This window comes from Tissierella simiarum, from assembly GCF_018917865.1.
GTDB classification, from domain to species: domain Bacteria; phylum Bacillota; class Clostridia; order Tissierellales; family Tissierellaceae; genus Tissierella_C; species Tissierella_C simiarum.
Genome location: NZ_JAHLPM010000002.1, coordinates 233,837 through 255,227 on the forward strand (window position 1 = coordinate 233,837; position 21,391 = coordinate 255,227).

Below are 21,391 nucleotides of genomic sequence, written 5' to 3' on the forward strand. Positions count from 1 at the left end.
GATACATTATACCATAATTAACTAGTAATTAAAAGACAGAAGACTTTAGAATGCAAAGTCTACATTCTTTTCAATGATTATTTTTTCTCCAGGCATTAAGATAGATGGATTATTTATATTGTTAGATAAAACAATTTCTTCTACTGTAGTATTATATCTCTTTGCTATATCCCAGAGAACATCACCTTTTTGTACTATATATACCGTTATACTGGGTCTATTCTTCTTATCTATTATTTCGTCAGTTTCCTCTATTTTGTTTATAATATTTGTCTTCTTTTCTCTATTTACTAGTACACGATTCTTGATGCTTGCATCTATAGATAAATTATCATTCTTTAATGAATAGTCTAAAGTTTCAAGACTGGCTTCTACATTTATTGCTATATTCTGTTTCAGTTCCTCTGTTGAAATATAGGATTTAAATGGAACTTCTTCTTTTAAAGTAGATATTTCTTCTGTTCCTTCCTCTAGATAAAATAGATTTAACGAAAGAATTCCTTCTACTACGATTTTTTCTTCTAAGTATCTACTATCTAATATTATCGGGGTTCCATCTATTCCATATACTTCTTTTATAGCTTTACCATTTAAATCTTTCTCTACTTTTTCTCTATGAGTTATATCCTTAATGTTTTCTATAACCTTTATTTCTTCTTTTTCAAGGTTTATTTTCTTTTTTGTAGAATAAGCATCTACTATAACTTCTTTTTCTTTCTCTTCATAAACCTTTCCTGTAATTCTAATCTTTGATTCTAAATCTAAGACTTTATAATCTCCATTCATGTTTTCCCTTATTTCATATTCTCCATCTACTACTTCCATATCTACTTGGCATTCAGATTCTCTAAGGGCTCCTGGCATATCTAAGAAATGATTGAATGGCAATTCTTTCTTTACAGAGTTAAGCCTATTTTCTCCATAATAAATAATAGAAGCCTCAACTACACCAGATACTATTATTCTATCTTCTACTAAAGTTGATTCTTTTTCATAAGCATGAATAGAAACCTTTAGAATATCTTCTATCGGCGGCATATACTCTTCTACTTCAAAAGCTTCTTTCACAAGGGCATAAGAATCTTCTTTTCCATAAACATCCTTATACTTTATCTTTTCTCTTAATACTTGAAGATTTAATCCTTCTTTTATCTCTTTAATTATTTCTATAGTGTTAGTTTGTTCTACCTTACCTATTAGATTTACTACAGCCTTTAAAGAAACTTTTCTTTCATCTTTTATTTCTTCATCTATATATTCTAGGTTTGCCTTTACTTCTGCTGCCATTTCCTCTGTTATACCTTCTATCTCTATTTCTTGTCTAAAATCAGCGGTGGTTTCTAGAGTATAAATATTTACTTCTTCTTCTTTACTCTTGTAAACCGATTTAAATCTTACTATTCCATTAGTTATAATTTTATCCCTTATTATCTTAGTGTTTAGTATTTCTACCTTTCCATCAGTCCAAAGTAGTTTTTCTATGTCAGGTTTCAATTGATTTAAATATATTTCCGTTTCAATCAAGGTTTGAGTCTCTTGGTATCCTTTTAATTCTTCTACTTTAAGGACATCCTTAACTAATTCCATTGCCATGATATCCCCCCTATTTATTAACTTTATATATTCTATGAAGAAATATATGTGTTAATGTCCAAAAAAATGCATAAAAAATTAGAGACTTTCCCCTGATTTATGTATTTTGAATTATTTGCTCCATATGACTGATAAATAGAAATATTTTATTATTCCTTAGAGTCCATAGAGTTTATATAATTTACTTAGAAAAACCAGACTAATGAAGGATATCAAGTAATCCATTAGTCCTATTTCAATTTTATCTTTCATACTATATAATTAACCTAAGAAGACTTCCAAGTGGTCTTTCTTCCCCGTATGAGCTAACTTAAGTTATGCTCATTCCCTATTTAAACCGACAAATTAATGTCGGTCTTTTTTTGTCTTTAAGAAACAAAATGACTGTACTTCTTTAGTGTCAAGCACTAAAAATGTACAGTCATTTTTTAGCTTATCTTTATTTTTCGTTGAGCTTCATCACAAATTGTAACTTCAACTGTTTCTGTCAAAATATCTGAGTAAGTATAAGATACTCTTCTAGTGCTGTCATATTGATTACATATTCTAACAACGAATAAGCTCGGATATGCGCTTTCTAGTATTCCTTCCCTAACTGTTGTCTTTTTTCTCCCCTTATTTGCCTTTAGTATTACTTTCTTACCTATACAGCCTTCCACATCCTTACGAATCTTGGTTAAGCTATTTCTCTCCAACAAAGTAACCACCTTCCATAGAGTTCTCCCCTATCAAGGGGGCAGAAGGAGTGTTAAGGGACACTCATGATATGATTATACCACGAGTTGTCCGTTATGTCAAATAAAACAATTATTATACTATGAAATGGTTCCCTTGTCAATTACAAAAGCTATAAAACTAATATTCAAAATATTGCAGGATTCCCTTGCATATTCCTTCAACCAACTCTGATATATATTTTTCATCTTTAAATCTTTTTTCTTCTTCTATATTCGACAAATAACCTATTTCCATCAGCAAAGAGCTTACATTTATACCTCTAAAAATATAAAAATTTCCTTCTTTTACTCCTCTAGTAGGAATTCCCTTTTCTTCTAGTGCCTCCAATATATTTTTCCCTAGTTTCTTACTCTCCTCATCCTTTCTGAAATAATATAGTTCGCACCCTTTCATAGTAGAATTTGGATAGTAATCCATGTGAAGGCTAATAAAAAAATTAGGTCTTATTTCATTAGTAATTTCAGCTCTCTTTGTAATTAATATGTTTTCATCTTCTCCTCTGGTTAAATGGACTAAAGCCCCCAACCCTTCTAATCTTTCCTTTAAAGCTACAGATATTGTATATACAATATCTTTTTCCATAAGCCCTTCTTTTCCTACATATCCAATGTCCTTACCTCCATGCCCTGGATCTATTACTATTATTATGCCTAATAACGGTTTATTTATACTAGGCAGCTTATATTCTAAGACTTCAACTCCAGTATAATAATACTTTAAAATTTCTTTAAACTTATAACCCTTTTGAGCCATCTCTTCGGCTCCACGCTGACAAAGCCCTAATCCATGACCTTTACCCCTAGTTATAAATTTTATAGAAGTAGGCGTTATATCAAAACGGGTAGAATTCAAATTAAGCTTTTCCATTAATTCTTTTCCACTCATATTCTTTCCTGATATATCTAATGAAATTATTCGCTCTTGACCATCCTTTTCAATATTTTCTATATATCCTGTTATTTTAGGGTCATCCCCTATAATGTTTTTCGGAAATTTCACATTTAATAATTCTTCTATTTCTTCTGTAGAATAGATCTTTTCATCCCTCCAAAAAGGAGATTCTGTACAATGCCCACAAAGTACTCGCCGTAAATATACTATATTGTTATCTAATACATTCTCTGAATTTTCTGTACTCCCTCCACAGGTATCATGATATTCTGCGAATATAGGCTTATCTTCATATACAATTACAATGCCTTTTGTTTCCTCTATTGCCCTATTTATTTTATCAATATATTCATCATTACCCTCATATAAGTCTTTCACACAATCTTTTAAATCTATATCATTATCTTTATGGTTCAAATAATTTTTTAACAAATTTGTCCTTATTATTACAGCCTGAGTTTTAAGGGCCTCTATATGAAAATCAATATCTATTTGAGAAGGCAAAAGAGCCTTGACCATTTCCTCTAGGGGCATTTGATATATTTGCTTTGCTTCTTGATCATAATATTTAATATGAAAATAGTTTTCCATGGTGCTACCCCTCCATAATATTTTCTATCTAATATATCTTATGAAAATTGACCTTTAAAGTGATTAGTGTGGTATAATTATTGTGTATTCGAGAATAAGGAGGGGGTCTTTTTGAAAGGCACCATTGTATCCGCATGGGTAAAAACCTGTAAAAGTTTGTTTGGAGATAATTTGACAAATGAAGCATTAGAGCACTTTAACATCAATCCTAAGAAGATATTCAGACCTACAGAAGATATAGAAGATAGAGCAGCTATAGGTTTTGTAAATTACATAGCAAATAAAATAGGTGAAGAACCTTATGAAGTTTGGAGAAAAATGGGGAACAATAATATATTTACTTTTTCTCAAGATTATCCTGCATTTTTTAGATATAAGAGTTTATATTCTTTCTTAAGTGCTATGTACGATATACACGTTATAGTGACTAAACGAATTCCTGGTGCTAAACCACCGATCCTTCATATGAAAGCTATTGATAAAAAGAAGGCTGTAATGAGCTATTCTTCTCCAAGAGAAATGTTTGGGTATTTTCAAGGCATGCTAGAGGGAGCGGCTATGTTTTACAAAGAAGACATTCAAATTGACACTTTGGAAAAGAAAGAAGGTTTTACCAAAGTCTCCATTACATTCTCTAAAGAGATTTATCAAAGGAAAACCTTTATGCTAAATAAAGTTTTATCTCTAGGATTTATCAAAAGCATAGAAGGGAAAATTGCTTTGGTTTCTTTACTACTAATTGGAATTCCAGCAGTAATTTTGCCTAAAATAATAGATAACAATTTATATACTGCTACTGTTCTTGCTCTTTCTGTTATTATTCCTTTATTAACAGGAAAAATGTTATTTAAGCCGCTAAAAGATATATATCTATCTCTAGAGAGTATAATAGAAAAAGATTTGTCCATGGAAGAAGATATTTCCACCAATGATTTCTTAGAAGAAATTAATGATAGGATAAATTCTATAAAATCTCACATTAAGACAGATTTTGTAGGATATAAAGGTAGTACTGATGAATTAAATGTTTTTGGAAATAAATTTGGCGAAATTTCTTCTAATATGTCTTTTACTTCAGGAGAAATATCTGATGTAGTAGAACAGGTAGCTAGTGGAGCTATAAACCAAGCAGAAGAAACGGAAAATGCAGCCTACCTTTTAAATAATAGTATCAATTCTTTAAATCAAGTAGTTGATAAGGAAAGTAAAGGTAAGGAAGAATTAGAATCTGCTGTCAGAAAAATAAATCAGGGTTTTGAAGACTTAAAAGCTACTTCTTTAAGCTTAAATCAAATCTTAAAAGAGTTTTCAAAAGTCAAAGGAAAGGGACAAGCTTTACAAAATAGAGCTAATGATGTTAGGATTATTGTAGAAACCGTAGAAAAGATTGCGGAACAAACTAATCTATTGGCCTTAAATGCTAGTATAGAAGCTTCTAGAGCTGGAGAATACGGAAGAGGATTCACTGTCGTAGCTTTAGAAGTCAGAAAATTAGCGGAGGGATCAAAAGAAGCTGTTAAAAGTATAAATAATAATTTAGAATCTTTTATTAAAGATATTGACGGTTTTGTAGATGATATTGATAACCAATATACGGTTCTTGAAAAAGAAAATATAAGTCTAACTTCAGTAGCGGAAGAAAACTATGCTTCTGTAAATTCCATTAAAAAAGTTGCTAATTTAATAATCGAACTTACAGAAGAACTTACTAAGGAAACAAACTCTATAAATCAAATATCTCACAACATTGAATCCTTAGCAGCAATTGCTGAAGAGAACTCTGCTTCTTCTCAAGAGGTAAGTGCAAATGTTCAATCTTATACTGAAGAGATTAAGAAAATGACCGAAAGTATAGTGGAGTTTAAAAAAGTATCAGAAGAGTTTAGTAAGGATTTAGAAAAGTATACAATTTAAAAATATGGCACCTTAGATTTACAAGGTGCCATATTTTTTAAATTATAATATTTAATTCCTTCTGTAGTTTCTTAACTAATATAATGCTAATAGATTCTACAATTCCTATAAGCATGAATAATCCTTTCCCATTAAGTAAATCTATTGGTATTATTGCTGAAAGTATAGGAGATAATACGGAGGCTATTCCAAGGCCTATCATTACATATCCATAATTCTCTCCACCATGTTTTACCCCAAACAGAGCAGTGGTCAAGGCTGGATAAATCCCTAAAATTCCACCATAACAAAAATATATTGCTATTATGGCTATAGTTGTCGTATAGGAACCAGGTACAATAAGTAAACCCGTTGAAACAAGAGATACAAATACTAGAAAGAAAAGACATTTAATTCTCCCTATCTTATCACTCAATGTCGGTATGATTAATCTTGCAGAAGCATTAGCTAAGGAACCGATCATAATTGCCATTACGGCAATATTCTCTGGTACATTCCTAGACATCTGTAAGATTTGGGATATAGGTGATATAGTAAAATAAGCTAATAAGGAGCACATCATAGAAGCAGCAAGTAAATAATATCTCTTACTTCTTAACATTTCTTTTGTCGTATATTGTTTCTTATCTAAGATGTGTAATTTTGTTTCTTTATTTAAACCTTTTACATTACTAAACTCTTCTATATATCCACTATGAGGATTTTTTACAAATATAAAAGCTAGTATCCAAGCAATTGTAATAATAATAGAAAAAACAGTAAAAGCTGAATTTACTCCATATGTTTGCAGCATATATTTACTAAAGGGAGCTATAAAAAATCCAGCTAAGCCATTGGAAGCAATAATAACTCCTGATGCAAATCCTGTTCTATCTGGAAACCATTTTTGGGCAGAAGTAATAACAGAAGTATATATAGCACCAGTACCGAATCCTTGCATAATTCCATAATATATATACATAGCCATAGGAAAATTTGATGTAACTGTAGTGCATAAAAAAAGTCCACTTGAAAATAAAACTCCACCTATAAATATAACAATTCTAGGAGAAAACTTATCTTGAATCCTTCCTCCTATAATATTCCCTATAACAAAAAATACAATGGCTAAATAAAAACTTATTGTTGACGGTCCCACTGACCATCCAATTTCTTTAATAATATAAGGTTGATAAATTGACCACATATGTGGAAAACCAGTAAATGATATAATAAATGCTCCTGAAATCATCATTAATAATCTTTTTCTTTTTAGTTCATCCATTTCATATTCTCCTAGCATTAAACATAAATATTTTTAAAGTTTATATAGAATTTATAAATGAAAGCCGGAAATTTTCATTATCCGGCTTTCATCTCAATATATAGAATGTCTTTTCCTTATTAGAAGAAAATTTAGTCTAAATACCCCATTGTACTTTTTTCAAATGTATAACGATTACTTGAACCTATTAATCTCATATATCTTTTAATAAATTCTTTCATCGCATTTTGTGCAACCATACAAATATCCATATAGTCAATATTAGGATTTTCTTTGGCTGCATCTACCATAGCTTGTCTAGCAACTTTAAAAGCATCTGTACATACATTGATTTTATTAATTCCTAGAGAAACAACCTTCTTAATATTCTCTTCACCTGCACCAGAACCTCCATGTAAAGCAAGAGGCATTTGTAAGGTTTCCTTTAAAGCTTTTAAACGATCAAAGTCTAGTTTGGGAGTAAAGTCATCTGGATAACTTCCATGAGCTGTTCCTATTGCTACTGCTAAACAGTCTACTTTTGTTCTTTCTACAAATTCTTTAGCTTGATTAGGATTAGTATATAAATCCTCTTTTGCATTATCTCCTTCATTAGCTATTCCAACATGACCTAGTTCACCTTCTACGGCAAGTCCCATTCCATGAGCAACGCTGACTATAGTTTGGGTACGTGATATATTTTCCTCAAATGGGTATTTAGATGCATCTATCATTACACTTGAAAAACCGTATTCCATTACTTTAACTAAATCTTCATAATCTCCACCATGATCTAAATTTAAAGCTATAGGCACACTTGCTTTGATTGCTAGATTCTTCACCATTGGTGCTAAAATATACCCAGGAGTATGAGCTTTCATTTGTCTTGGGGACACATTAATAATTACAGCTGAATGTTCTTCCTCTGCAGCTTCTATAATTGCTTTAGTTGTTTCCATATTCACGCAGTTAATTGCCATTACTGCATAGTTACCTTCATGAGCATTTTGTAAAATAGATTTCATTGATACATACATTTTTATAAGTCCTTTCATTTATTATTGATAGCTTAATCTACTTCTTAATGGTTTAATATGTTTCAACTGGTTTTTTAATTATTGCATAAATAACGCCTGTTATAATTGAGCCTACACCTAAACAGAATAGAAATGTTAAAGGCTTATTCATCATTGGAACAACAAATATTCCACCATGTAAGGCTGGAGATTCAACATTTAATGCCATTGAAAGTCCTCCAGCAATTGCTGATCCTGGAATAGTCGCACACCATACTCTAATAGGATCATTTAAGTAAAAAGGAATAGCTCCTTCAGTTATATAACAAAGGCTTAGTGGTACAGCAACCTTTCCATTTTCAATGTCTCCTTGTGTAAACTTTTTCTTTGCTAATAATACTGCAATAGCCATTCCAAGCGGTGGAGCCATTCCTGCCGCCATTTTTACAGCAGTAGGTCCGAAAATTCCATCTGCATTCAAAGCGTTAGCAAATGATGCAGCTGTCTTAGTAACAGGCCCTCCAAAGTCTATTCCCCAACATGTACCCATTACAGAACCAAGAAGAAACTTAGATGTTCCTTGTAGTGATGCTAACCAATTTTGGAATGCGGTCATGGCTGCAGCAATTGGATGACCAATTATAAACTGAAATATAGCCCCTACTGTTAAAGTACTTAGAACAGGAATAACCAGTATAGGCATAATGCCCGTCATCCAACTTGGAACTTTCCATTTTTTTATCCACGAAATTAAATATCCTACTGCAAATCCTCCAATTAATCCACCAACAAATCCTGCATTAATTTGATTTGCAAGATAACCAATAGCTAGACCTGGTCCAATGGCTGGACGGTCCCCAATCGTATAAGCTATAGAAGCACATAAAACAGGGACTGCAAAAAAGAAAGCACAAGCTCCAATTTGATTTATCAAATATGCAAATGTACCTGGATTATTAGCAACATCATAGCCTCCAATAGCTTTTGCAATAGCTTGAATTACACCTCCGGCAACGATTACAGGAATCATATAGGAAGTACCCGTTAGAAAAGATGATTTGATTTTTTCTGTCTTAGATATTTTTTTACCAGCTTTCCTCTCGATAACAGCCATTAACTAATCGCCTCCAATAATTCATCCAGTATTCCCAATGCATCTTTTACGGCCTCTTGAACTTTACATTCAAGAACTGGTAAATCTTCAAAACGTTCTGGGAATTTTATCTTTATATCACTGGCAATAATCGCTCCATCTGCTCTTGCTATATCGTCCTTTGTAATTTCATTTTCTAATCCTTGAGCACCTTGAGTTTCTATCTTAATGTCTATCCCCCTTTTCTTTGCTGCTTTCTTCAAATTGGCTGCTGCCATATAAGTATGAGCAATGCCTACCGGACAACTTGTAACAGCTAAAATGTACATATTAATTCTCTCCTTTCTCTTTGAACAATAATTCTATTTCTTCAATTGATGAAGCATTAATCAATGTTTCTCTAAAATCATCATCCATTAGATTATAAGATAATGAGGATAAAAGTTTTAAAAATTCATTATTTGCATCATTAGGTGCAGCTAACATAATAACGTAAGATACAGGTTTACCATCAAAAGAATCCCATTCAACTTCATTTTTTAATTTAACAAGGGAAAAGCATGGTTGTGTAACAACATCGCTTCTACAGTGAGGAATTGCTATTCCCATACCAATTCCTGTTGAACATTCTGATTCTCTTTTAAAAACCCCCTCCACATACTTCACTTTGTCTGCAATCTTGCCTGAATTAAACATTAATTCAGCTACTCCTTGTATAATTTCTTCTTTGTCTTGTCCATCAAAATTAAATACGATTAAACGTTTGTCAATTAACGAACACAAATCCATAATATTTTCCTCCTAAATAACATTAACAAAATCTTTAAAATTATCTACTTCTAATATTTCTTTGATTAAAGCTGGTTGTTTTGCAATATTGACTACTTCTGTAAATAACTCTTCAAATTGGTTTTGTGTTTTACCATCAATACTGAGCATTAATATTATTTGTACTTTATTATCTCCCCAGTCAATAGGTTTCTTTAAAGTCATAATCCCAATTCCTTGTTTTAATACATGTCCCTCAAAGGCGTGAGGAATAGCTAACAAAGATCCTATAGCAGTTGTTGAAACATTTTCCCTATTAAATACAGATGAAATAAAATTATCATCTACATATTCTTCTTCTATCATTCTAGTGCCTAATAATTGTATTACTTCATTTCTTGTCCTACAATCGCATTTGAATATAGATATTCTTTCATTTATAAATAACTTTATTGTTTTATTTGATTCAAGCTTTTTTTCTTCTACGTCAATATTGTTTATTTTGGCTTTAATTGAGTTAATATCTTTATCATTTAACAAAGGTGATACTTTAATAACATCTACACCATCTATTGTTAAAGGAACTGTAGACAACACGAAATCAACTTCATCTGAATATATTTCAGTTTTGGCTTTATTAATAGGTAATATCTTACTAATAAAGATATAAGGAAAACAACCTTGAATTCTAGCCTTCATATATTGACTAGTTCCAAAACCTGTAGTACAAACAATAACAACTCTTATATGGTTTTTATATTTATTCTTAATCTTATATCTTTCTACTGATGCAGCAATATGCAGTGCTACATAACCTATTTCGTCTTCACTAATTTTTAAGTTATAATTTTTCATCAAAGAATCTATTAAATAGGCTGCCATTTCATATTCAAATAAATGGCTTTTTTTCAACATATCTAACAAAGGATTATTTATACTTATTCCATGATTTAGACGATTAAACATAGCTTTCAAATGTAAAAACAAAGCAGAAGTTAATTTTTCATCATGGATAAAATCAAAATTAAAAGCTAGACTAGTTTCATTTATTGCTTCAAGCATAGCAGCATATAGTCCTGTATCTAAGTCCTCGCAAGGTTCTAGTTCAACTTTTAATAAATCAACTGTACACTGTATATTGGCACCTAATAAATGAATTAGAATATATCCCTTTTCAGATTCATCTAAACAAATGGATAAACTTTCTTCAATTTTAGCAGTAATAAAATTGGTTATTTCCCATTCTTTTTCATACTCAAATAATTTATAGTCGTAATTTTCAATTTGAATATTATGATTTTGATTAATACGATCAATTGTTATGGCTATTTGTATAAGTAATTCATTAAATGCAATATCTGATAATATAAAGGAAAACCTTTCTTCTGCGGATTTAATAATTTCTTCTACTTTATTTAAATCTATTTTTAGGAAAAACCTTTTTAATCTGTCCATTGAAATATTATTTTGATTATTAAAAAGCTTTTTTATAATATCTGCTGTTGCTATTCTAATTTGTTTTTCTTCTCCAATAATTTTTACTCCGTATTTTGCTTTCTTTACTAACTCAAGGTCATAACTCTGAAAGAAGGCCAATAATTCATTTAAATCATTTCCAATAGTACCTTTGCTCACAAAAAATGTTTCAGATATACTTTCAATAGATATAAATCCATCCATATCTAATATCATCTTTGCCACCCAATATTTTCTTACATCTGGTACAGATGGGGATACATAATTTCCATTAAATAATAGCTTCTCTAAAAACTTCTTGCCAAACTCATTGAAAATTAATCTTACCCCATAATTTGTTTTTGTTTCAATATAACATCCTTCTTTTTTTATAATTTCATTTATTCCTTTTATATCAGATTTTACTGTCCTTGGACTTACTTCTAATAAAAGAGATAATTCATAAGTTGTAAAGTACCTAGGTTCTTCATAAAGCAACTTTATTATCTTTTTCTCGCGAGATAATAACATATGATCACCTTTCTTTCATGTTATTACAAGTTCATTATAAGTCACCTCAAGGTATAGGTAAACTCATTTTATTACACTATATTAGTGAAATTAATCTAATAATTCTGATTCCGAACTTAGTGTAAAATCCTTTAAAAAGTCGATTTTTCTGTTAAATTGCGGTTTTACATCCTATGTCAACAAATAATATATAGATTTATCTAATACAAATATGAAAATTTCACTTGTATTCTTATGTATTACAAATAAATGCACTATCATGATGAAAAATTATGATTATTAAATTTATAACTTTTAAGTTATAATGAAATTAATTTTTATTTAAAAAATAAAGAAAAATTAATAGTTTTTTGAAAATATTTATCATAAAAAAGTATAGCAGAAAAACATTCTATTTGAAGTTTGTAAATAATGTTAAATACTAAAATAAGGAGGAAGAGGAATGATTAATTTTGAATTTTATAATCCTACAAAGGTTATATTCGGAAAGGATACAGAAAAACAAGTTGGTAATGAAATAAAATCCTTAGGATATAATAAAGTCTTAATCCATTTTGGAGGTGGCGGTAAATATTTGATTAAAAGTGGACTCTTAGATAGAGTGCATAAAAGTCTAGAAGATGCTGGAATTCAGTACATTGACTTAGGAGGAGTAGTGCCAAACCCACGTTTACAGCTGGCAAAAGAAGGGGTTGAATTGTGTAAAAAAGAAGGCGTAGATTTTATATTAGCCATTGGAGGGGGCAGTGCTATAGATTCTGCAAAGGCAATAGCTTATGGTATTGCTAACGATTTTGATTTAGAAGATTTATATACAGGAAAAGTTACAACTGATAAGTGTGCTCCTGTAGGTTGTATATCTACTATTGCAGCGTCTGGCTCAGAAACTAGTAATTCCTCCGTTATTACTATTGAAAAAGGTATGTTAAAACGCTCCTATAATCATGATTGTGCAAGACCTAAATTTGCAATTATGAATCCTGAATTAACTTATACTCTTCCACCTTATCAAACAGCTAGTGGCGGTGCTGATATTATGATGCATACTATGGAAAGATATTTTACCAATATAGATCATGTAGAATTAACAGACAGAATAAGTGAAGGATTATTAGTATGTGTTCGCGAAAATTTAGTAAAAGCTTTGAAAAATCCGAATGATTACAATGCTCGTGCCGAATTAATGTGGGCTGGTAGTATTTCTCATAATGGACTAACAGGAACAGGTCGTGTAAGTGATTTTGCATGTCATAAAATCGAACATGAACTAGGTGGTATGTTTGATGTAGCACATGGTGCAGGTTTGTGCGCTATTTGGGGAAGTTGGGCTCGCTATGTATATAAAGTAAATACACCTCGTTTTGCACAATTCGCAGTTAATGTTATGGGATGTGAAATGAACTTTCATGATTTAGAAGAAACAGCCCTTAAAGGGATTGAGGCCATGGAAGATTTCTTCCATTCTATTGGAATGCCGATAAGTCTTACAGAATTAGGTATTAACCCAACAGAGGAACAATTAGAGGAATTAGCTGAAAAATGTGTTGCTACAGGTAATGGCACTATAGGATTCTTCCAAAAGCTTGGAAAAGATGATGTATTAAAAATTTATCAAGCAGCTCGATAAGCTTGAAAGAAATGAAATATCGTCTCAACACAAATAAAGGTAGAGGCTTTGATTAAATTAGCTTCTACCTTTATTATTATTATGATTTAAATCGTTGGTTTTTCTAATATTATAAGTTCCTTCTTATCTGCATCAAGTCTTGCTTTTACGCCAAAAGGCAGCGTAACCATTGGATCACAATGTCCTGCTTGAAGATTATATATGGTTGGTTTTCCAATTGGCTTAATATGATCTTCAATTACTTGCTCTAAAGTTAAGTTTTCATCATGCTTCTCTGATACACAATTATTAAAATCACCAAGTATGATGCCGTTAGCGTCTTCTAATATACCTGCCAACCTTAATTGATTAAACATTCTATCTATATTATAAGGTTCCTCCCCTATTTCTTCGATGAATAAGATCTTACCCTTTACATCTATTTCATAAGGAGTACCTATTGTATCAACGATTAAAGATAGGTTTCCACCTATTATAGTTCCTTCAGCTATCCCACCATTTATGCTAATTATCTCTTCTCCCTCAGGATTACAAATTTCCCCTATAGACTCATTATTCATAATAACTTTGAAAAGGTTATCCCTAGAAAAATCAGAAAAATCACCTATCATATCTGAAGAAACCATAGGTCCATGGTAAGTAACTAAGTTACATATTTGAGTAAAGGCTATATGTAATGCTGTAATATCGCTGTATCCAACAAATATTTTTGGATTGTTCTTTATGGCTTCATAATCTAATAATCCAAGAATACGAGGGGTTCCGTATCCTCCTCTAAGACAAATAATTCCATCTACTTCTTTGTCTTTAAACATTTGATTTACATCTTCTGCTCTAATAGCATCAGAACCTGATAAATATCCATAACGTTCATATGGGCTTTTGCCCATTTTAACCTTAAAACCCATTTCAATAAGCTTATCATGAGCCTTTTTAACTCTTTCTTCTGTTGTTGGACTAGCTGGTGCTATAACACCTATAGTATCTCCAAATTTTAATGCTTTTGGTTTAATCATGGGTTTACCTCCTTTATGAAAAAATTACATTCCAAAAAATAATCTTGTCACAAATACTGCTGTTAATAATCCTGCTAAATCAGCTAGTAACCCAACTGGCAAAGCGTGTCTTTGTTTCTTAACAGCTACTGAACCAAAGTATACTGCTAATACGTAGAATGTAGTTTCTGTAGAACCCATCATAACTGCTGCCATACGACCTATTAAAGATTCTGGTCCATGATTTGTAATTAAATCGGTCATAATCCCTTGAGCTCCTCCACCAGATAATGGTCTCATAAATGCCATTGGTAAGATTTCTCCTGGCATACCAATTTTAGTAGTTATAGGGCTTAATACTTTAGTTAATAAATCCATAGCCCCAGAAGCCCTAAATGCTCCTATAGCGACCAACATTGCCACAAGGAAAGGTATTATCCTAACGGCAGTAGTAAAGCCTTCTTTTGCTCCTTCAGTAAAGGATTCGTATACTTTAACTTTTTTCGCCATCCCAAAGGTAACAATTCCAACAAACATAAAAGGAATTGCATAAGTTGATATGGCTTCCATTATTTTAACAAACATTGATATTCCCCCTTATCCCTATTTATTAGTAGCTTTGGTCATTTTGTATTTAGGTAAGTTTTGAAATGTTTTAGATACAATAATTGCAACAACTGTTGATGCTGTTGTAGCTATTAATGTAGGTCCTATTATTTCTGTAGGATTTGTAGCTCCTGCCGCAGCTAATATTGCAATAGTCGATGCAGGTATCAATGTTACTGACGAGGTATTAATTGCTAAGAAAGTAACCATTGCATTGGTTGCAGTATCTTTTTCATCATTAAGTTTTTGTAATTCTTGCATTGCCTTTAATCCTAGTGGAGTTGCTGCATTACCTAATCCTAGCATATTTGCTGCAATATTCATTATCATTGCTCCCATAGCTGGATGCTCTGGTGGAACATCAGGAAATACGCGAACCATTAAAGGTCTTAATGCTTTTGCAAGTTTCTCAACTAAACCTGAGTCCTCTGCAATTTTCATAATTCCTAACCACAGGGTCATTACTCCGATAAGTCCTAAAGCAAGATCTACACCAGTCTTTGCATTATCAATGGCTGCATTTGTAACTGCATCAATGTTTCCTGTAGCTGCTCCAACTACGAAACCAACGATAAGTAGTGCTGCCCAAATAAAGTTAATCATCAAAATACCTCCTTCAAGTTTTGAATAAATTGAATTGTGACATACCTATTTGTTGCAATAAATATGCCATTAGCAGACAAGGCAATTTTATAAAGAACTTCCCGATTCCGGGAATCCTTGTCCATAGTTGGAATAGAAAATTTTGTTACTTCCTGTAGTTAAAAGAAAAAACCTTTAGTACGCTAAGTAGGACTGAAATCCGAAAATAAGGAATATACTATATATTTTATATGTCTTGATGGAATCTTTCAACAATAAAAAAATGCCAGAAAAGTCTAGCATTTTTCTATTATATCTAACGGCAGCAATCTATTTATATGTGTAACAACAAGGATGCTATAGTAAAATATACAATTAAACTTAGAGCATCTACTATAGTAGTAATAAGAGGTCCAGCCATTATAGCTGGGTCTATATTAACCCTTTTAGCTATCATAGGAAGAATTCCTCCTACTATTTTAGATATTACTACTGTTACCAGCAATGTAATAGAAACCGTTAATGCTACCCAAATTCCTACGGTATCAAATATCATAATTCGTACAAAATTAGCAGCTGCAAGTGCTATTCCTACTATTATACTGATTCTAAATTCTTTCCAAATTACTTTCCAACTATCACTAAGACTAATTTCTCCTAATGCTAATCCTCTAATAACCAAAGTAGAAGATTGGCTTCCTGAATTACCTCCTGTATCCATAAGCATAGGAATAAATGCTGTAAGAACTACTACAGACTGTAAAACATCTTCAAATCTTTTTATTATCCCTCCAGTAAAAGTAGCAGAAACCATTAGTACTAGAAGCCAAATAATCCTATGTTTTGCTAAAGTAAATACACCAGTATCCAAATATGCTTCTTCTGAGGGAGACATAGCAGCCATTTTTTGAAAGTCTTCTGTAGTTTCCTGATCAATGACGTCCATAATATCATCAACAGTTATAATTCCAGTAAATCTATGCTCCTTGTCTACAACGGGCAAGGCTAAAAATCCATACCTTTTAAATACGCTAGCCACAGTCTCTTGGTCATCATGAGTATTCACATATATAAAGTCTTCGTTCATTATATCTTTAATTAATAATTTTTCATCACTAATAACCAATTTTCTTAAAGACACTATGCCTTCTAGCTTCCTATTTTCACCAGTAACATAACAAGTATATACAGTTTCTTTATCTAAACCAGTTTCCTTTATATGATCTAGTGCATCCTTTACTGTCATATCCTTCTTTAAATCTACATATTCAATAGTCATTAAACTACCAGCAGAATTTGGGGGATATTTTAAAAATTGATTTATCAGCTTTCTCTCTTCTTCTTTAGCATTTACAAGTATCTTTTTTACTAAATTAGCTGGCATCTCCTCTATAAGGTCAATCATATCATCAAAGAACAATTCCTCAACAATATATTTTAATTCTTTATCAGTTATAGTATTGATAATATCCCTTTGTTGTTCTGGTGAAAAATGAGCAAATACTTCTACTGCTAAATCTTTAGGTAACATTCTAAAGATAACTAAAGTAGTATGAATATCCAATGGATCTAATATCTCTGCTACATCCACTTCATTCATTTGTGCTAACTCTTTTTTTAATTCTATATATTTTTTTTGTTCAATTAAATCTAAAATTTTTCTTTCATCCATATTAACCCCCCTTAAATAAACCATGTCACTTGGCAATGATCATGGTTCTTCCTATTTAATTTTGTTAAATAAGCATTATAGCTACAACTGGGCAAAGGTCCAGAATCCACAATCATCACCTCCTGGTATATTTAAAGGATTCTTTCTACTATTTAAGTATACCCACATTTTTAGTTTAAATAAAAAACTATTACTAAAAGTTGGTCTACTTTTTATTGTAACATAAAAATAGCTTCTCTTTAAGTTTTTTGGCAAAAAAATAAAAGATAGGGTAAAACCTATCTTTTATTAGCAAGAAGCTCCTCCTCCATCGGGAGTTACGCTAAATCCTCTTCTTAACCAGTTATCACTATAATCTATAGTAAACTTATTAAAGCTCTCTGTTAGTCCCTCTTCAAGAATAAAAGTAAAATCCCCAACTTGAGTTTTATCATCTCCATCTTTTGGCTCATCCAGAGCTAGACCAAAGCTTGGACCACCTCAACCATATCCTGCTATATATATCCTTAAAGGCTTTTCAGTTTTTTTAGCTTCTAATATTTTTGTAAGCTCTTGTTGAGCTTTATTAGTTAAATCTATTTTCATAAATCTTGCCTCCTTATATTTTTTCTATTCCTTTTATACCCCATTAGGGTATCCATAAACATTTTATATTATTTTCTTTTTTACGTCAAGGAAAGAAAAAGTTAGTAAATAAAAAAACCCTCTATTTTATTAGAGGGTTTCCCTTTACATCGCTCTTCCTGGTATTATAGCATCTAAAATACCTATTACTAAGGCACCTATTATTGCACCCCATACTGATATGTTAAAGCCTGGTACTATAAACTTGGTAACATAAAGAATAATTGCAGCAACTATAAATCCTGTAATTCCTCTTCCAAAAGGTGTAGCATCTACTCCTGTAAATTTTTGAATTAAATAATCTAATACACCTATTATAACTGCTGCCAATAGTAGACTCCATATATTATCTATTGAAAATCCTGGAGTAAAGAAAGCTGCAATTCCAACTACTATTGCTGTCACCAATATTCTTAAAAGCATTTCACCAAAATTAAAATCCATGTCTTTATTCTTATTTCTATCTACATTTCTGTCCCTATTGTTGTTATCATTATTTTCCATAATTTCACCTCCTAATACAAGTGTGTCCAATGTAAATTTTTTTATGCAAAATATATTAAATATTTTATATATATTGGTGAAATGATATAAATATAGTGCAAAAAGTACATAAAATATGCTACTATATTAGTAAGAATTGTTTAAGGAGGGAAGATGCATGGAAATTACTAAAGATATGTTAATTGGAGAGATAATACGTAAAAAACCAGAATCAGTGGATATCCTTTTAGGATTTGGTATGGGTTGTATTGGATGCCCAGGAAGCCAAATGGAAAGTTTAGAAGAAGCTGCTATGGTTCATGGTATAGATTTAGAAAAATTAATGAACGCATTAAACGAATAGATTTACAAAAAAGCGAGGAACTTTTAGTTCCCCGCTTTTTTAAATTTATTCTCTTGCCAATAAGTCATCAATTTTTTCTTGATCAAAACCAACTACTTCTTCACCATCAATTAGTATTACTGGAACTCCCATATGTCCCATACCCATTAGTTCTTTTCTTGCTGCTTTATCTGTTTGAATATTTTTTTCAGTATAGTCTACTCCCTTTTCTTTTAGGTAGTCTTTTGCTGTAACACAATAAGGACAAGTACTACTTGTATAAACAACTACGTTAGCCATTTTAAATTCCTCCTTCATACTTTCTTATATACATTATACCCCTCAGGGGTATCTTTGTCAATAACTTTAAATACAATACTATCTTACCCCGCAATTAAATCTATTAACCAAAAACTATAAAATAAAAGGCTCCTGATGGACAAATCAATTGACAGTCTAGTCATAAAGTACTATAATATTAAAAACCGATATAGTTAATTAGTACTATGTGTACTTACTTACATAAAGTATTTTGATAATTTTTAAAGGATTGATAAAGATGATAAAAAATTATATGGAAATTTTAGTCGATGAAGTATTTAATGAAGTAAAAAATATCTATAGTACTTGTAGTTGTGAACAATGCATAAGTGATATAAAGTCTTTAGCTTTAACTAATTTGCCTCCAGTTTATTTTTTATCTAATGTGGATGAGGGTGAAAAGAAAGCATTTTTATTGGATAGACAGCGTAAAATTTCTGTCTTGGCTAAATTAGCTGAAGCTGCTGAACTAGTGTGTTCTAAATGTAGCAAGGATGAAAAAATGAGGGAAATATTATAGCCCCTCATTTTTTTATTGGTGTCTTACGTGATTTAGCCCTTGTTTAAATAATTCTAGTACATGTTCATCATCTAAGGAATAGATAACCATCTTTCCTTCTTTTCTAAACTTAACCAGCTTTAAATTTCTAAGGAGCCTAAGATGATGAGATATAGCCGATTGAGTCATGTCCAATAGGTTTGCAATGTCACATACACATAAGGATGACTTAGATAAAACATAAATAATTTTTAGTCTTGTAGGATCTGCTAAAGCTTTAAAAGTTTCTGCTAAAAGACCTATAATTTCTTCTCCGTATAAACTCTCTTTTATTTCATTTATGGTTTTTTCGTCTGTAGCATTTGTTAAACAAGTAATTTTATCTTCTGCTTCTTTTTTCACAATTTTTCTCCCCTCTCTATATAGACCTAATCATTTGGTATCATTGGATTTAAGGGGTGTATTACTTTTCCAGTCATCGGATCTATATAAAGGAGCCAATAACCTTCTGTTTCATTCCCTTCAAACCAAGTATTAAATCCAGTAATTCCACCATAGGGATGCTCTTCTTTAGAAAATTTTCCTGGAATTCCATATAAATAATACTTTACTTCTTCTCTTTCATTATATAATCCAAATAAGTAATGCCTATATTTCTTCATTAGCTCATTACAATTGATAGAACTTTTCACAAAAGGATATTTATAATTTCCTCCTGTTAAATAGCTAAAATAAGGAAGAAAACCTCTATAATCATCTACACCCTCCCCATTAATTTTCCACCAATTATAACCCTTTAAGTCAATCTTAAAAGGATCTGTATAAGGAAAAAATCTTAATATACTAAGAATATAGTTTGTAGTTTGATTTTTTTGGTTTAATCTTCTAATATACTCTAAAGTTTCATAGTTAGATTCTTTTGGCATATTTTCTTCTAGTATATATTCTTCATTAGATCTTATTGGTTCATCTATTAGAACTTCCTGTAATTCTTCTAATATTCCTAATTCTTCTACAGTTTCTTCAGTATTCTCATATTCAAAAATTTGCTCTTCAGCACTTTCTTCTTCAGGAATCTCTTCTTCGATAGTTTGTTCTTCAGGGATTTCCTCTTCAACCATTTCATCTTCAAGAACCTGCTCAATTGTTACTTCTTCAGATACTGGTTCTTCTATTGTTTCTTCAATTGGTTCTTCTAATATTGGTTTTTCTTCTATTTCTTCCTCAAAAATTATTGCCTCTGTTTCTATTTTCTCTTCTACGTCTTCTTTATGAATGATCTCCTCTTCAGTAAACTCTACTTTAACAATTTCATCTTCAATTGGCTCTTCTACGACTTTTTCCTGAATTGATTTTATATACTTTTCTTCATTCTTTTTATCAATGGATTCTATGTACCTTTCAATAGAACCATCTTCTCTAGTAATATAACCTCCTAGTAGAATACTAGAATCCCTCATAACAAGGATACCATTTATTTTATCCATTGAAAAGCCATTTGATTCCACTTCCTTTAAATTAAAAGAAAATTCTGCTTTTCCTCTACCTTCTTCATTCGTATATATTCTACCTAATTCCAATGGTAATATACCTTTGTCTGGATGGATAAGAAATATGTTATAGTAATTGTCTTTTTCTGCATTCTCTAGATTTAAACTCATATTACCTCTAATGCCCCGTAATTCTATTTTACCATGGCCTTTAGGATTTAGGGTACGAATGTTTAAGTATTCCTTTTTAAGTATAATAAACTTTCTTGTATAGGCTAAGTTTGTAAACATAAATAGCCCCCCTTTTTTAGCTTTT

The 21,391-nt window shown here is 31.2% G+C and carries 22 protein-coding genes; 4 read left to right on the plus strand and 18 right to left on the minus strand.

All coding sequences use genetic code 11. From position 1 onward, the window contains the following. Positions 1–45 precede the first annotated feature (45 nt). From KQI42_RS03305 to KQI42_RS03315, 3 genes are all read right to left on the minus strand, one after another. Positions 46–1,593: a DUF3794 and LysM peptidoglycan-binding domain-containing protein gene (locus KQI42_RS03305; protein WP_216516719.1), complete on the minus strand. Its 1,548-nt coding sequence runs from the start codon at positions 1,591–1,593 to the stop codon at positions 46–48. Between the two features lie 428 nt (positions 1,594–2,021). Further along, entirely contained in the window at positions 2,022–2,291 is a 270-nt protein-coding gene (locus KQI42_RS03310; protein ID WP_216516722.1) for a Veg family protein, read from the minus strand. Between the two features lie 157 nt (positions 2,292–2,448). Beyond that, positions 2,449–3,813: an N-acetylmuramoyl-L-alanine amidase gene (locus tag KQI42_RS03315; RefSeq protein ID WP_216516724.1), complete on the minus strand. Its 1,365-nt coding sequence runs from the start codon at positions 3,811–3,813 to the stop codon at positions 2,449–2,451. 111 nt (positions 3,814–3,924) lie between these two features. Between KQI42_RS03315 and KQI42_RS03320 the strand changes: the two genes are divergently transcribed. Then, positions 3,925–5,727 (plus strand): heme NO-binding domain-containing protein, encoded by a 1,803-nt coding sequence (locus tag KQI42_RS03320; RefSeq protein ID WP_216516726.1) that lies wholly within the window; start codon positions 3,925–3,927, stop codon positions 5,725–5,727. 37 nt (positions 5,728–5,764) lie between these two features. Here KQI42_RS03320 and KQI42_RS03325 read toward each other — a convergent pair whose 3' ends face one another. The 6 genes from KQI42_RS03325 to KQI42_RS03350 form a co-directional block, all read right to left on the minus strand. Next, positions 5,765–6,991, minus strand: a complete 1,227-nt coding sequence (locus KQI42_RS03325; protein WP_216516728.1) for an MFS transporter — start codon at positions 6,989–6,991, stop codon at positions 5,765–5,767. 131 nt (positions 6,992–7,122) lie between these two features. Further along, positions 7,123–8,025: a class II fructose-bisphosphate aldolase gene (locus tag KQI42_RS03330; RefSeq protein WP_246566029.1), complete on the minus strand. Its 903-nt coding sequence runs from the start codon at positions 8,023–8,025 to the stop codon at positions 7,123–7,125. A gap of 34 nt (positions 8,026–8,059) precedes the next feature. Next, positions 8,060–9,100, minus strand: a complete 1,041-nt coding sequence (locus tag KQI42_RS03335; RefSeq protein ID WP_216516730.1) for a PTS fructose transporter subunit IIC — start codon at positions 9,098–9,100, stop codon at positions 8,060–8,062. Further along, positions 9,100–9,408 carry a PTS fructose transporter subunit IIB gene (locus KQI42_RS03340; RefSeq protein ID WP_216516732.1) on the minus strand — a complete coding sequence of 103 codons (309 nt, stop codon included), beginning with the start codon at positions 9,406–9,408 and terminating at the stop codon, positions 9,100–9,102. The genes KQI42_RS03335 and KQI42_RS03340 overlap by 1 nt, the downstream gene beginning before the upstream one ends. Before the next feature lies 1 nt (position 9,409). Continuing rightward, positions 9,410–9,868, minus strand: coding sequence for a PTS sugar transporter subunit IIA (locus KQI42_RS03345; RefSeq protein WP_216516734.1), 459 nt, complete (start codon positions 9,866–9,868; stop codon positions 9,410–9,412). A gap of 12 nt (positions 9,869–9,880) precedes the next feature. Continuing rightward, a complete protein-coding gene (locus tag KQI42_RS03350) occupies positions 9,881–11,833 on the minus strand; it encodes a BglG family transcription antiterminator (protein ID WP_216516736.1) in 1,953 nt (650 codons plus the stop codon). A gap of 442 nt (positions 11,834–12,275) precedes the next feature. On the opposite strand from KQI42_RS03350, the gene KQI42_RS03355 reads away from it, so the two are divergent. Then, positions 12,276–13,460, plus strand: a complete 1,185-nt coding sequence (locus KQI42_RS03355) for an iron-containing alcohol dehydrogenase (protein ID WP_216516738.1) — start codon at positions 12,276–12,278, stop codon at positions 13,458–13,460. Between the two features lie 86 nt (positions 13,461–13,546). Here KQI42_RS03355 and KQI42_RS03360 read toward each other — a convergent pair whose 3' ends face one another. The 6 genes from KQI42_RS03360 to KQI42_RS03380 all read right to left on the minus strand — a co-directional run bounded on the left by KQI42_RS03360 (position 13,547) and on the right by KQI42_RS03380 (position 18,443). Further along, positions 13,547–14,476, minus strand: a complete 930-nt coding sequence (locus tag KQI42_RS03360) for a S66 peptidase family protein (protein ID WP_216516739.1) — start codon at positions 14,474–14,476, stop codon at positions 13,547–13,549. Positions 14,477–14,500: 24 nt separating this feature from the next. Further along, positions 14,501–15,040, minus strand: a complete 540-nt coding sequence (locus KQI42_RS03365) for a spore maturation protein (protein WP_216516741.1) — start codon at positions 15,038–15,040, stop codon at positions 14,501–14,503. Positions 15,041–15,058: 18 nt separating this feature from the next. Next, the gene (locus KQI42_RS03370) at positions 15,059–15,664 is read right to left on the minus strand and encodes a nucleoside recognition domain-containing protein (protein ID WP_216516742.1); all 606 of its coding nucleotides are present in this window, start codon (positions 15,662–15,664) and stop codon (positions 15,059–15,061) included. Positions 15,665–15,977: 313 nt separating this feature from the next. Then, on the minus strand, positions 15,978–17,315 hold the full coding sequence (gene mgtE / locus KQI42_RS03375) for a magnesium transporter (protein ID WP_216516744.1): 1,338 nt from the start codon (positions 17,313–17,315) through the stop codon (positions 15,978–15,980). A 288-nt stretch (positions 17,316–17,603) separates the two neighbouring features. Continuing rightward, complete coding sequence (locus KQI42_RS21625) at positions 17,604–17,900, minus strand: iron-sulfur cluster biosynthesis family protein (RefSeq protein ID WP_343231637.1); 297 nt, start codon at positions 17,898–17,900, stop codon at positions 17,604–17,606. Between the two features lie 144 nt (positions 17,901–18,044). Then, positions 18,045–18,443 carry a phage holin family protein gene (locus tag KQI42_RS03380; RefSeq protein WP_246566030.1) on the minus strand — a complete coding sequence of 133 codons (399 nt, stop codon included), beginning with the start codon at positions 18,441–18,443 and terminating at the stop codon, positions 18,045–18,047. Between the two features lie 157 nt (positions 18,444–18,600). Here KQI42_RS03380 and KQI42_RS03385 point away from each other — a divergent pair, with 157 nt between their 5' ends. Beyond that, positions 18,601–18,786, plus strand: coding sequence for a DUF1858 domain-containing protein (locus KQI42_RS03385; protein ID WP_216516746.1), 186 nt, complete (start codon positions 18,601–18,603; stop codon positions 18,784–18,786). Between the two features lie 45 nt (positions 18,787–18,831). On the opposite strand, the gene KQI42_RS03390 is transcribed toward KQI42_RS03385, so the two are convergent. Continuing rightward, positions 18,832–19,065, minus strand: a complete 234-nt coding sequence (locus tag KQI42_RS03390) for a glutaredoxin family protein (protein WP_216516747.1) — start codon at positions 19,063–19,065, stop codon at positions 18,832–18,834. 259 nt (positions 19,066–19,324) lie between these two features. Here KQI42_RS03390 and KQI42_RS03395 point away from each other — a divergent pair, with 259 nt between their 5' ends. Continuing rightward, positions 19,325–19,606, plus strand: coding sequence for a late competence development ComFB family protein (locus KQI42_RS03395; protein ID WP_216516748.1), 282 nt, complete (start codon positions 19,325–19,327; stop codon positions 19,604–19,606). 12 nt (positions 19,607–19,618) lie between these two features. Here the strand turns inward: KQI42_RS03395 and KQI42_RS20850 are convergent, their stop codons facing one another. Beyond that, positions 19,619–19,987: an ArsR/SmtB family transcription factor gene (locus KQI42_RS20850; protein WP_216516750.1), complete on the minus strand. Its 369-nt coding sequence runs from the start codon at positions 19,985–19,987 to the stop codon at positions 19,619–19,621. 26 nt (positions 19,988–20,013) lie between these two features. After that, positions 20,014–21,366 (minus strand): hypothetical protein, encoded by a 1,353-nt coding sequence (locus KQI42_RS03405; protein WP_216516751.1) that lies wholly within the window; start codon positions 21,364–21,366, stop codon positions 20,014–20,016. Positions 21,367–21,391: the final 25 nt, after the last annotated feature.